At 59.1% G+C, this 12,731-nt stretch carries 13 protein-coding genes; 1 reads left to right on the top strand and 12 read right to left on the bottom strand.

Annotation, left to right across the window (positions count from 1 at the left end):
- Window positions 1-3: 3 nt before the first annotated feature.
- The 8 genes from H7698_RS09205 to H7698_RS09170 form a co-directional block, all read right to left on the bottom strand.
- Window positions 4-1,122, bottom strand: a complete 1,119-nt coding sequence (locus H7698_RS09205) for a succinylglutamate desuccinylase/aspartoacylase family protein (RefSeq protein WP_194691200.1) — start codon at window positions 1,120-1,122, stop codon at window positions 4-6.
- Window positions 1,123-1,149: 27 nt separating this feature from the next.
- Window positions 1,150-1,860 (bottom strand): ABC transporter permease, encoded by a 711-nt coding sequence (locus H7698_RS09200; RefSeq protein ID WP_162439074.1) that lies wholly within the window; start codon window positions 1,858-1,860, stop codon window positions 1,150-1,152.
- Window positions 1,857-2,585 carry an ABC transporter permease gene (locus tag H7698_RS09195; RefSeq protein ID WP_162439073.1) on the bottom strand — a complete coding sequence of 243 codons (729 nt, stop codon included), beginning with the start codon at window positions 2,583-2,585 and terminating at the stop codon, window positions 1,857-1,859. The genes H7698_RS09200 and H7698_RS09195 overlap by 4 nt, the downstream gene beginning before the upstream one ends.
- Window positions 2,586-2,641: 56 nt before the next feature.
- The gene (locus H7698_RS09190) at window positions 2,642-3,424 is read right to left on the bottom strand and encodes a transporter substrate-binding domain-containing protein (RefSeq protein ID WP_162439072.1); all 783 of its coding nucleotides are present in this window, start codon (window positions 3,422-3,424) and stop codon (window positions 2,642-2,644) included.
- 251 nt (window positions 3,425-3,675) lie between these two features.
- Window positions 3,676-5,364 carry an ATP-dependent DNA ligase gene (locus H7698_RS09185; protein ID WP_194691199.1) on the bottom strand — a complete coding sequence of 563 codons (1,689 nt, stop codon included), beginning with the start codon at window positions 5,362-5,364 and terminating at the stop codon, window positions 3,676-3,678.
- Window positions 5,361-6,407, bottom strand: coding sequence for a ligase-associated DNA damage response exonuclease (locus H7698_RS09180; protein WP_162439070.1), 1,047 nt, complete (start codon window positions 6,405-6,407; stop codon window positions 5,361-5,363). The genes H7698_RS09185 and H7698_RS09180 overlap by 4 nt, the downstream gene beginning before the upstream one ends.
- 189 nt (window positions 6,408-6,596) lie before the next feature.
- Complete coding sequence (locus H7698_RS09175) at window positions 6,597-9,047, bottom strand: penicillin acylase family protein (protein ID WP_194691198.1); 2,451 nt, start codon at window positions 9,045-9,047, stop codon at window positions 6,597-6,599.
- A 203-nt stretch (window positions 9,048-9,250) separates the two neighbouring features.
- Window positions 9,251-9,895, bottom strand: coding sequence for a glutathione binding-like protein (locus tag H7698_RS09170; RefSeq protein ID WP_194691197.1), 645 nt, complete (start codon window positions 9,893-9,895; stop codon window positions 9,251-9,253).
- A 146-nt stretch (window positions 9,896-10,041) separates the two neighbouring features.
- Here H7698_RS09170 and H7698_RS09165 point away from each other — a divergent pair, with 146 nt between their 5' ends.
- Window positions 10,042-10,599 (top strand): cysteine hydrolase family protein, encoded by a 558-nt coding sequence (locus H7698_RS09165; RefSeq protein ID WP_162439067.1) that lies wholly within the window; start codon window positions 10,042-10,044, stop codon window positions 10,597-10,599.
- A 183-nt stretch (window positions 10,600-10,782) separates the two neighbouring features.
- Here the strand turns inward: H7698_RS09165 and H7698_RS09160 are convergent, their stop codons facing one another.
- From H7698_RS09160 to H7698_RS09145, 4 genes are all read right to left on the bottom strand, one after another.
- The gene (locus H7698_RS09160) at window positions 10,783-10,998 is read right to left on the bottom strand and encodes an SEC-C metal-binding domain-containing protein (protein WP_162439066.1); all 216 of its coding nucleotides are present in this window, start codon (window positions 10,996-10,998) and stop codon (window positions 10,783-10,785) included.
- A 5-nt stretch (window positions 10,999-11,003) separates the two neighbouring features.
- Window positions 11,004-11,489, bottom strand: coding sequence for an LEA type 2 family protein (locus H7698_RS09155; protein WP_194691196.1), 486 nt, complete (start codon window positions 11,487-11,489; stop codon window positions 11,004-11,006).
- Window positions 11,490-11,588: 99 nt separating this feature from the next.
- Window positions 11,589-12,065 carry a YchJ family protein gene (locus H7698_RS09150; protein WP_162439064.1) on the bottom strand — a complete coding sequence of 159 codons (477 nt, stop codon included), beginning with the start codon at window positions 12,063-12,065 and terminating at the stop codon, window positions 11,589-11,591.
- 4 nt (window positions 12,066-12,069) lie between these two features.
- Window positions 12,070-12,567, bottom strand: coding sequence for a DUF6231 family protein (locus H7698_RS09145; RefSeq protein ID WP_194691195.1), 498 nt, complete (start codon window positions 12,565-12,567; stop codon window positions 12,070-12,072).
- Window positions 12,568-12,731 lie beyond the last annotated feature (164 nt).

Genomic DNA, 12,731 nt, shown 5'->3' with positions numbered 1-12,731 from the left:
TCCTCAAGGCGAAAGTAGATAGCCGCTGCGATAGGCTTCAGTGCCCGCGACATGGGCAATCACCATGCCCGCAGTGGCCATGCGACGCAGCGAGCGGGCGTACATCAACCCGGCGGTCGCGCAATGGACGGGGGTGACGCGATCCAGGATCGGGTCAATGATTTCGGCAATCAGTTGCCCGGCTTCCAGGTATTCCCCTGGCAGCGCGGTGAACACCAGCAACCCGCCCACAGGAGTGGCCACCGGTTCGACGCCCGCCAGTGGCGTGGCGGGGTAGGGCAATTCGGGCAGTGGTGCCGGTTCACCGGCGATGGCACCGAAATGGATCAGGTAATCAAGCACTGCCTGACAATCGAGGCTGGCCAGCGGGTGATTGACGTCGCCCTGGCCGCGCAACTCGACAGTGACCGAGAAACTGCCCAGGGGGATGTCGAACTGCTCACCGAACCGCTCCTTCAGTTGCCACCAGAGCAGGGTGAAGCACTCATCAAACGACTGGCCTCCTGAATCAGTGGCCAACAGGCTGGCTTCGGCGCCAATGTATCGGGCCAGTGGCTCGACCTGAGGCCAGGCTTCCGGCGTGGTGTAAAGGTGCGCGACCGCTTCGAAATCGCAATGCAGGTCCAGCACCATGTCGGCATCGCAGGCCAGCCGTTGCAGGGTCAGGCGCTGGGATTGCAGTTGAGTGCCGGCACTTTGTCGCGCCAGCGCTTGGCGCAGGCTGCGGCGGATCACTACCAGGTTGTGCTGCGGATCATCGCCGAGCAGGCCTTCGATTTCATTGCCGACTTCTTCGCTTAAATCGACGAACCAGCGGTTGAAGTTCTGACCGCTTTCCAGCTCGTAGCGACCCAGCGGCACGTCCATCAGCACCTGCTCGAGGCCCACCGGATTGGCGACGGGCACCAATACGATCTCACTGCGCAGGCGGCCAGCGGCTTCCAGCTCCGCCAGACGCTGCTTGAGATGCCAGGCCACCAGCATGCCGGGCATTTCGTCCGCATGCAGGGACGACTGGATGTAGACCTTGCCGTTGGCCGATGAAGGACCGAAATGGAAGCTGTGAATCTGTCGCGCGGTCCCGGGCAGTGGGGCCAGCAAGTCATGTATCTGGTGGCGCATTTGCTTTTATGTCCTGAAACAGGCGAGCTAGTGGGTCGGCCCGAGGAAGGCCAGCCAGCGGCGTTCAGCGAGACGGAACAGGCCGACCAGCGCAAAGGTTACGGTCAGGTAGATCAGCGCAGCGATGCCAAACGACTGGAAGGTCAGGAAGGTCGCCGAGTTGGCGTCCCGAGCCACTTTCAGTACATCCGGAATGGTTGCGGTGAAGGCCACCGTTGTCGAGTGCAGCATCAGGATCACTTCGTTGCTGTAATAAGGCAACGAACGGCGCAGGGCCGAAGGCATGATCACGTAGGCATACAGCTTCCAGCCGGTCAGGCCGTAGGCTTTGGCCGCTTCGACTTCACCGTGGTTCATGCTGCGAATCGCCCCGGCAAAAATCTCCGTGGTGTACGCGCAGGTATTCAAGGCGAAGGCCAGGATCGTGCAGTTCATCGCATCGCGAAAGAACGCATCCAGTACCGGTTGGGCGCGGATTGCGGCCAGGCTGTAAATGCCGGTGTAGCAGATCAGCAGCTGGATATAGAGCGGCGTACCGCGGAACAGGTAGGTATAGAACTGCACCGGCCAGCGCACGAAAGCGTTGGGCGAGACCCTGGCGATGGACAGCGGAATCGATACCAGAAAGCCGATGAAGATCGATGCGCTGAGCAGCCACAGGGTCATGGCCAGGCCAGTGATGTGGTAGCCGTCGCTGTAAAGGAACGGTCTCCAGTATTCCTGCAGGAGCTCGATCATCGTACGGCCTCCCGGGAACCGGCGGCGTAGCGACGTTCAAGCCAGCGCAGGACGATGTTGGAAGCACTGGTGATCAGCAGGTAGATCACCGCGGCGAGCACCAGGAAGTAAAACAGTTGGTAGGTGCTTTTACCGGCGTCCTGGGCAGCCTTGACCAGATCAGCCAGACCAATGATCGACACCAGCGCGGTGGCCTTGAGCATCACCATCCAGTTGTTGCCGATGCCCGGCAACGCAAAACGCATCATTTGCGGAAACACCACGATCCAGAAACGCTGGCCACGCTTGAGGCCATAGGCGGTCGCCGCTTCGATCTGGCCCCGCGGGACCGCGAGAATCGCACCTCGGAAGGTTTCGGTGAAGTACGCGCCATAAATGAAGCCCAGGGTAATGACCCCGGCACTGAACGGGTTGATCTCGATGTATTCCCATTCCATGAAATCGGTAAACGACGTCAACCAGGTTTGCAGGCTGTAGAAGATCAACAGCATCAGCACCAGGTCCGGCACGCCGCGAATCAGCGTGGTGTAGAGCTGGGCCGGGACGCGCACCAGTTTGACTTTCGACAGCTTGGCACTGGCGCCGAGCAGGCCGAGCAATACGGCCACCAGCAACGACAACACCGACAATTTGATGGTCATCCAGGTGCCTTCCAACAGCAACGGACCGAAGCCCTTGAGGCTGAAGGCGGAGAGCCCCAGGTTTTGTAAGAGGTTTTCGAACATAAATCAGCAACCTGATCAGGTAGAAAAAGCGCCCATCGCGAGATGGGCGCCGGGCATTATTTGCCGCTGTACAGATTCAGATCGCCAAAGTGTTTCTTCTGAATGGTGGCATAGGTGCCATCGTCGTGTAACGCTTTGATACCTTTATCCAAAAGTGCCTTCAGGTCTTTGTTACCTTTCGAGATACCGATAGCTGTTTTGGCTGGCAGCAGTTCGCTGTCAACCGGCTTGCTGATTTCGTAATCGGTGCCCTTAGGCGACTTCAGGAAGCCCAATTCGGCCTGCAGCATGTCCTGGATCCCGGCGTCGAGACGACCGGAGGTCAGGTCGGAATACACCTGATCCTGATTCTGATAGGCCTGGGTTTTCACGCCAGCCTTGTCCAGAACGGCTTTGGCATAGGCTTCCTGGATAGTGCCTTGCTCGTAGCCGACGGTTTTCCCCTTCAGCGAAGCGACGTCTGCAGTGATGCCAGAACCCTTTTTGAATACATAGGCGGTCGGACCGGAGAACAGTTCGCTGGAGAAGTCGATGACCTTTTCGCGAGCCGGGGTAACGGTCATCGAAGAAATCACACCGTCGAATTTGTTGGCTTTCAGGCCCGGAATCATGCCGTCGAAGTCACTTTCGACCCATTTGCACTTGACCTTCAGTTCGGCGCAGATCGCGTTCCCCAGATCGATATCAAAGCCCACCAGGTTGCCGTCGGCCGCTTTCGACTCAAACGGTGCGTAGGAAGGGTCAACGCCAAAACGCAGCTCCTTGTATTCCTTGGCCATGGCGGAACCGGCCGCCATGCACAATGCCAGTGCAGAAAGGGTCATTAATGCTTTTTTCATTATTCAATCCCTAAAAACCAATTTGAGCGCTCGTGGCGCAAATGAATTGTTACTGCAAAGCGTAAGACCTAAAGAAAGTAGCAATTTCTGAACCACACTGCCGAACAAGTGTTTTAAAAGGCGTTCAGTGAGATGCCAGGAGGGCGTTTGCGCACGGAAATGGGCATGAGTTATTACCCGCACCAAATCAGATCAGCGAAGGCAAATCTGTGGGAAGGGAGGTTAAGCTCGCTGATCTGAACAGGTGACGTTCAGCCCAAGAGATCTTGCAGGGTACCCAGATTGTCAGCCTCATCTACCGACTTGTCCCGGCGCCAGCGCAGCATTCTCGGAAACCGCACGGCAATCCCGCTCTTGTGCCGCTTCGACAGGGCAATCCCCTCGAATCCCAGCTCAAACACCAGGCTCGGTTTTACGCTGCTCACCGGACCGAACTTCTCCACGGTGGTCTTGCGCACAATGCTGTCGACCTGACGCATTTCTTCATCGGTCAAGCCTGAGTACGCCTTGGCGAAGGGCACCAGCGTGCGCTCGCTCGCATCGGCGGGACCGTCCCAGACGGCGAAGGTGTAATCACTGTACAAACTGGCCCGGCGGCCATGGCCGCGTTGCGCGTAAATCAGCACCGCATCGACGCTGTATGGGTCGACTTTCCACTTCCACCAGACCCCCATGTCCTTGGTGCGGCCAACCCCGTACAGGGCATCCCGGGCTTTGAGCATCATGCCTTCGACGCCCAGGCTGCGCGAAGCTTCCCGTTGCCTGGCGAGGTCGAACCAGTCGTCGCCCGTCAGCACCGGCGAGGCGAGCAATACCGGGCTATCGCAGTCGGCAATCACTTGATCCAACCGGGCTCGACGCGCGGCCTGCGGTTGGTTGCGCCAGTCCTCGCCGGCCCATTCCAGCAGGTCGTAAGCGAGCACGACCACAGGCACCTCATCGAGTATTTTCTTGCCCAGGGTTTTACGACCGATGCGCTGTTGCAACAAAGCGAAAGGTTGCACCGACGGGGAGGTGGGCGCTTGTGGGTCAAATGCATCTTCAGTGTCGACTGGCGCGGCTTTCCAGGCGACGATTTCGCCGTCGATCACCGTGCCGTCGGGCAAGCCGTGAACCAGGCTGTCGAGTTCGGGAAAGCGTTCGGTGACCAATTCTTCACCGCGAGACCAGATCCACAGCCGGCCCTCACGCTTGACCACCTGAGCGCGGATGCCATCCCATTTCCATTCCACTTGCCATTGGCTGGCTGGGCCGAGCAATGCTTCGAATTGCTCGACCGGTTGCGACAGTGCATGTGCGAGGAAAAACGGATACGGCTGACCGCCACGTTGTGCATGTTCATCGGTTGATTCAGGGGCAATCAGCTTCAGGTAACTGGCCGCGGTGGGGCGGTTGGACAGGTCTGTGTAACCCACAAGACGCTGGGCAACGCGCTTGCTGTCCAAGTGCGCCATTGATGCCAGGGCGCGGGTGACCAGCAGCTTGGACACGCCGACACGAAAACTGCCCGTGATCAGTTTGATGCACAGCATCAGGCTTGACCGGTCCAGCTTCGACCACAGTGTGGGCAGTTGTTCGGCGAGCACTTCAGGTGACTCACCGCGCAATGGCAGGAGTTTTTTTTCGATCCACACCGCGAGTCCGTCATCGGAGCTATGAACGGCTTCGGGCAAGACCAGTGAGATGGTTTCCGCCATATCGCCAACGGCCTGATAACTCTCTTCGAACAACCAGGGCGACAGCCCGGAGAAAGCGACCGCCAACTCGCGCAGGATTCGCACAGGGACCAATTGACGAGGTCGCCCACCGGACAGGAAGTAAACCGCCCACGCGGCGTCTTCCGGTGCAGCCTGGGCAAAGTAGTGCTGCATCGCAGCCAGTTTGGCGTTGCTCGACGTCGTGGCATCGAGTTCGGCATACAACAGCGCAAAGGCTTTCATGGCAGCACCTCGGCACTTGCGGTCTCGGTCTCAGTTTCGGTGGCGTTGAGTTCTTCCTCATCGTCGCCGTATTCCGTGCTGAAGCCCTGGGCGTCGAGACCCTGTTCGCGTAAATGGCGGACCAGCACGGCGACCGAGCCATGGGTGACCATGACCCGTTGCGCGCCAGTCTGTTCGATGGCCCACAGCAGCCCCGGCCAGTCCGCGTGATCGGAAAGCACAAAACCACGATCAACTCCGCGCCGCCGTCGGGTTCCGCGCAAGCGCATCCAGCCACTGGCGAAGCCGTCACTGTAGTCACCGAAGCGGCGCATCCACGTACTGCCCCCGGCCGACGGCGGCGCGATGACCAGCGCCTTGCGCATGATCGGGTCACTTTTCTTGATGTCCCCGGCATAAAGTGTCGGCGGAATGTACACGCCACTTTCGCGGTACACGCGGTTCAGGGGTTCCACCGCACCATGGGTCAGAATCGGACCCAGGCTGGCGTCGATGCCATGGAGAATCCGTTGCGCCTTGCCGAACGAGTAGCAGAACAGCACGCTGGCCTTGTCCTCGGCGGCATTGGCTTGCCACCACTGATTGATCTCGGCAAACACCTGAGCCTGAGGTTGCCAGCGATAGATGGGCAGGCCGAAGGTGGATTCGGTGATGAAGGTGTGGCAGCGCACCGGTTCGAAAGGCGCACAGGTGCCATCGGGCTCGATTTTGTAGTCCCCCGACGCGACCCACACCTCGCCGCCGTACTCGAGACGCACCTGGGCCGAGCCGAGCACATGGCCTGCGGGGTGAAAACTCAGGGTGACGCCGTGGTGCAACAGGCGCTCGCCATACGCCAGGGTTTGTAAACTGATGTCTTGTCCCAGGCGCGCTCGCAAAATCCCTTCGCCAGGTGCAGCGGCCAGGTAATGTTCATTGCCGGTGCGGGCATGATCACCGTGGGCATGGGTGATGACTGATCGTTCTACGGGGCGCCAGGGGTCAATGTAGAAATCCCCGGCGGGGCAGTACAGGCCTTCGGGGCGGGCGATAACAAGGTCCATGTCTGTGACCAAAATGGAGGGACTTGTTAGCTATGAGGATGGGGCGGGGCTGGAAGTTCTATCAAAATGCTATTAGCCAAAAATAATCCTGTGTAGGAGTGAGCCTGCTCGCGGTAGCGGTACATCAGCCATTCATTCGGTGGCTGATAGACCGCTATCGCGAGCAGGCTCGCTCCTAAAGGGGTTGCGTTATTTTCCGGGCGTCAGCGTCAACCGCGTCTTCCCGTACACCTTGTCAAAGTTCTGCGGTTGCAGGGGCAAACTCATGTATTGCCCTTTGAGCCACGGATCAATGCTGTTGAGGTAGTTCGGGCTCGCCGGATTGCCGGACTGCCCGGTGCCGTTCTGGCCCATCAGCGGTTCAGCCTGGCCGAAATCGACGATGAAGCGCATGGACGGTGCCAGCGTGGTGTTGAAATCCTGGCCCCACGCAAACGCCGAGGTGTTCAGCGTGGTGTGATCACCGCCGGCGGCGAGTGGACCGCGGACAGTCTGGCCGCTGGCGTTTTTCCATTCATAACCGTGCAACTTGCCCCATTGCCAGGCCTTGTGATCTGCGCCCAGCAGACTGTCGCCGGCCGTGATGGCCGCGGCGAGGCTGCGGGCGAGGATTGCTGGTTTGTCTTCCTTCTGCGGTGTCCGGGCGTCATCCCAGAACGGACTGTCCTCGCGTCCCAACAGATGATCGGCCTGCGCCGCGTAGGATCGCTTGCCGTTGGCGATAAACGCCTTCCATGCCGGGCTGCTTTCCGGGCCCAATTCGTCGAGGAAAATCTGCTTCGTGCTTTCCTGCAGGAACAACTCGTAAATCGCCGCGTCGGCGGACGTCGGGCTGAGCTTGCCGTCAAATGCCATCAGGCGGGTATAGGCCTCGCGGGCTTTATCTTTGTCTGCTGCGGGCAACGCTTCGATGGCCTGCTTGAGCGGCTGGGACATGCCTGGCGCGGCAAACATTTTCTTCAGTTTGGCGGCGAAGGTGGTGGTCTGGTCGTATTGCATGGCGATCAGGCTACGCGTGTCGTGTTTGCCTGCGTTGGCCAATTCAGCCATGCGTTCGCCACGTTCAGGGGCCGACCAGGAGTTGGACAACTGCATCCCGTAGCCATGGGGAATGACGCGCTGGTTTGCAGTACCGAGCCAACCCTGGGCCGGATCCTGATCGTAGGGGTGGAGCATCGGGTCGGCATAACCGTCCCAATCGTAACGACCTTCCCAGCCTGGCGATGGCAGCAGTCCTTCGCCTTCGCGGCGGTTCGGATAACGGCCGGTGACTTGCCAACCGATGTTACTGGCGTCGGCGAAGACCAGGTTCAGGGCAATGGCGCGGATTTCACGACTGGCGTCCGAGGCTTTCTCGACATTCTGCGCCCGGGACAAGTCGAAAAACGCGTCCAGGCTCTTATCGTCGGTGAAGTTCGGCGTCTGTAAGGCCAGGCCGAAACCGTTGGCCAGTGTGGTGCCTTGGGCACTGTTGAGCAGCGGGCCGTGACGGGTTTCGTACACCGCTTCGCGAACAGGCCGCTGGCCTTTGACGAAGTAGGTTTCGTTGCGAACGATCACGGGCTGCCATTTGCCGCCAGCCTCGTAGGTGAGACCGTTGCCCTGGCGTTTGATTTTTTCCAGGAACAGGTCCTGGTTGTCGCCCATGACCGTGGTCATGCTCCACGCCACTTTGCCGTTGAAACCGCCAAGCACCATCGGCAACCCGGCGATGGTCACGCCAGAGGCCTGGTATTTCGGGGCGCGAATCTGCACGTAACTGAACAACGACGGCACGCCCAGTGGTCCATGGCTATCGCTCGCCAAAAGGCTCTTGCCGCTGCGGCTACGTTGCGGGGCTATTGCCCAGTTGTTCGATGAGGTGGCGCCGAGCAAATTCAGGTCCGAGAGTTGCGCCGTGGCTTTACTGATGTCGGCGAGTCCCGGAATTTGCCCGTTGAGCTTGATGCCCTGGAGCTTTTCGGCTTCGGCGACCGGCAGCTTTTCGTCGGGCGCAGAGGGCGTCAGCCATGCCAGCTTGTCGGTGGTGACGGTCTGGGCCAGCATCAGCGAGGAAATCTCCTCCGGCAGGTTGGCCGATTGGCTGAAGTTCAGCAGGCAGAAAATCAGCGCGGAATCTTCCGGTTGCCAGTACTCAGGCTTGTAGCCCGTGGCGGCGAGGTCCGCCGGCAGCTTGTCGCGGTAGCGGAACAGGTAGGCGTTGACGCCCCGTGCGTAAACTTCAAAGAAGCGCTTGAGGCGCGGTGAAGACGCTTTGTACAACTCGCCCGCGCTTTTCTTCAGGTTGACGGCACGCATGTAGCGGTCGGCGTCCAACAAGTCCGCACCGGACATTTCCGCCAGACGGCCCTGCGCCAGCAGCCTCAGAGTGACCATTTGCGTGATGCGGTCGCTGGCATGCACATAACCGAGGGCGAACAGTGCGTCGTGGAAGCTGTTGCTTTCGATCAACGGCATGCCCATGGCATTGCGGCGTACCGACACGTTTTGCGCCAGGCCCTTGAGCGGCTGCACGCCAGTGGTGGGCGGGAGGGTGTCCTGCGTGTTGAAGGTCTGACAACCGGTCAGGCTCAGAACACCGGCCACTGCTGCGGCAACGCCGAACCGGGGAAGAAAATGAGTAAGGGCTGGCGAGGCCATGGCAAAGCTCCTGCGGGGTGGTAACGCAATAAAGTCGCTACGTTAGTGAGCAGGAGGTGGGCGCGCAAGCGGGGTGAAAGGTTATTTCAGGATTTGTCCGCTAAACGTGAATGATCGCAGCTTGCGGCAACTTCTACAGATGTCCATCGAGATACTGTAGGAGCTGCCGCAGGCTGCGATCTTTTGATCTTGATGTGTCTACATCAGGATTTTGGTGGATTGACCTTGGCCACCAACGCATAGGCTTTCACCGTCGCTGGCCGCCCCTGAATGTGGTTGAACCAGCGCAGTACGTTCGGGAAGTCCTCCAGGTTCAGGCTCTGCCATTTGTGGGACACGATCCACGGATAGATCGCCATGTCGGCAATGCTGTACTCCTCGCCGGCGACAAAGGCGTTGTTGGCCAACTGCTTGTCGAGTACGCCATACAACCGCGCGGTTTCGTCGATATAGCGCTTGATCGCGTAGGGGATTTTTTCCGGGGCGAACTGGCTGAAGTGATGGTTTTGTCCCGCCATCGGTCCCAGACCGCCCATCTGCCAGAACAACCATTGCAACGCTTGCTGGCGGCCGCGCAAGTCTTTGGGCAGGAACTTGCCGGTTTTCTCTGCCAGGTACAGCAGGATTGCACCGGACTCGAACAGCGCCAACGGCTCACCGCCATCGGTCGGCTCATGATCGACGATCGCGGGGATCTTGTTGTTTGGGGAGATTTTCAGGAATTCGGGTTTGAATTGATCGTTCTGGCTGATGTTGATCGGGTAAACGTCGTACGGCAGGCCGGCTTCTTCCAGGAAAATCGAAATCTTGTGGCCGTTGGGTGTGGTCCAGTAATACAGGTCGATCATGGAGTGCTCCAAATCAAGGGACGTCGTTAGGGGCGAACGGCAACCGCTGGCATTAGGTCGTCCTGTCTGCGTTCGATGGCTTGCCTGTAAGAGGAAGTGATGCTCAAGTGCGTGAAATTCAATGACCCAGTGTGAGAAAAGTCGGCATGGAGCTTAAGACGAACGCAGCACTCATCATCATCGATCAGCAAAAAGGCATCCTGGAGCCCCGACTCGGTCCTCGCAACAACCCTCACGCCGAGGAACGGATGCTTGCGTTGTTGGGCCATTGGCGTCGCACGGGTCGCCCGGTCGTTCACGTGCAACACCTGTCGCGCTCGCCGGATTCGGTTTTCTGGCCGCAGCAATCGGGCGTGGAGATTCAGGCACGGTTCGAACCTGCAGCCGGCGAACGGCTGATTCAAAAGCAGGTGCCGGACGCGTTTTGCGCGACGGGGCTGGAAGCGAGTTTGCGCCAGGAGGGGATCGAACAGTTGGTGATTGTGGGCGTGGCGACGAATAACTCGGTGGAGTCTACGGCGCGTACGGCCGGTAACCTGGGGTTTGACGCATGGGTGGCGGAGGATGCGTGCTTTACGTTCGACAAGGCTGATTATTTTGGCACGGTGCATTCAGCCGAAGAAGTGCACGCGATGTCGCTGGGGAATCTGCATGGGGAATATGCGACGGTGGTGAGCACCGGGCAAATCCTGATGAACACCTGAGCCTTGAACCTCTGTGGAAGCAAAGCTTGCTCGCGATAGCCGCACCGCGATCAATCAGATAAACCGGATCTCTTCCATCGCGAGCAAGCTTTGCTCCTACAAGGGCATAGATCCAATGTGGGCGCGAGCCTGCTGGCGAAGGCGGTTCAACAGGCGATAGGGAATATCGCCCGGAACTTCACATCAAGCGCCGTGGCACTTCTTGAATTTCTTGCCATTGCCGCATGGGCAAGGATCGTTGCGGCCCACGTCTTTCAGGGCGTTGCGCACAGGCTCCTGGTGAGCGTGGCCGCAGTTCGGGCCGTGTACATGGCCATGGTCGTGATCATGGTGGTCGTGATGGGCATGATCGTGATCGTGGTTGCAGTCTGGGCCATGAACGTGGGGTTGCTGGGTCATCGGGTTTACTCCGGAATTAAATCGGCGGGGATTATCACGCCATTGCGCGCAACGTGCACGTAGTGCGCGATGAATAAACCGGTTTCCAGCTCTCCTTCCAGACGATAGGGGATAGGGTGGTCGGGTTTTTCCAGCATTTTCACCACATCGCGGATCTTCGGCCAAAGATTGGTGCGGATCGGCACCTTGAAGTAAGCGCTTCGTTTTGGACCGACCGTAAACCAGTGCTCGTTCTCGCCTTCAGTCAGCAACATGTCGCCCAAATGAATGCGGTACTCAAGGCTTCGGACCGTCAGGTCACTGTCGTTGGGGTTATCAACGCGAAAGTGCAGCAGGAATTTTTGCTCCAGCAGCTTGGCCCGGATGACTTCAACTTTGACCAGATGCAACTGGGGCTCGGGCTCATCATTGCCGAACCATGACGCACAGCCGCCGAGCCCGAGCGCAAGACTCAGCGTCACCAAGTAGAGTACGAGTCGCCGGGTGATCATGGTTGTGTGTCTCCTTGAGCTTGAAACAACCGCCAAACCTGCGAACACGTCCTGTAGCAGCAGCCTCGCAGGCTCGGCAGCTGCTACAGGTTTCTCGTCTTAACTGCCGAAGTAGCTCGCACAGCATTTCTTGAACTTCTGCCCGCTGGCGCAAGGGCAAGCATCGTTGCGACCGGCCTTGAGTTGTACGGTGGGGTCGATGAAGTACCAGTGGGCAGCGTTCTGCACAAACGATGAGCGCTCGCGGTGGCTGTGTTCGCCCGTGCTGTCATGCCAGCGGGCGGTAAAGGTCACGAATGCGTGCTCCGGCTGACCGCCGAACACTTCGGAGCTCTCCACCTCCAGACCCAGCCAGGTGCTTTGCGCGCTCCAGTTGCTGATGGACTGGCGATCCAGGCCTTCGCGTTGCGCAGGCAGGGTGGTCGCGACCAGATAGTCGATCAGGCCCAGCACATACGCACTGTAGCGCGAACGCATCAGGGCTTCGGCGCAGGGGGCCGGATGGCCGGCATGATAGTGACCGCAGCAGGCATCGAGCAGGGTGCCGCTGCCGCAAGGGCAAATAGAAGTACTCATTGCGTTACCACCAATATTTCCCGAAGTTTTCCGGATTGGCCCAAAACCGCGAGTTGAGCCAGTCGGGTACTTGCTTATAGTCAAGCAGATCGTAGGTGAAGAGGGTCAGTACCTGTTCGTCACGCTGAAAGCGTTCGCTGGCTTGCAGGGCCAGGGAGAAAAAATCCGTTTCCTGCCAGCCACTGGCCGGCAGGTCCGCCAACACCGCTATTCGGCTCGCATTGAGGTTGCGGATTCCTCCCAGCAAATTCAGACCATCGCGCTTGGGCAGGTGTTCCAGGCAATCGACGACCAGCGCCAGGTCGAACCGACGGCACGCCAGATCTGCCGGCAATTGACCGGGTGCGGCATGCGCGACACAGCTGTCAGGGTGCGCGAGCTTGAAGGCTTCAAGCGCGGGGAACTCGCTGGCGCCAATCAAAAGAAGGCGCGCAGGGGCGTAACGATCCAGCAAAGCGGCCAGCGCCTGTTGCGGCGTGCGCGCAGAAATACCTGCAATCATCGAAGATCCTCAATCAGAGCTGCCAAGACTAGCCTGCCCGAAGGTCCGGGCCTAGCGCTCTATCAGGGTAAAAGCGTCGATCAACCGTGATCACGGCGTAAAACAGCTATGGCCTAATGCTGGCGGAGATTAAAACTCCGGTCTTTACTCCCTGAATCGGTTCT

It is taken from the genome of Pseudomonas sp. p50(2008) (genome assembly GCF_015351605.1).
Lineage (GTDB): Bacteria > Pseudomonadota > Gammaproteobacteria > Pseudomonadales > Pseudomonadaceae > Aquipseudomonas.
The sequence above is the reverse complement of the archived record's forward strand: the minus strand, read 5'-3'. Positions and strand labels throughout refer to the sequence as shown.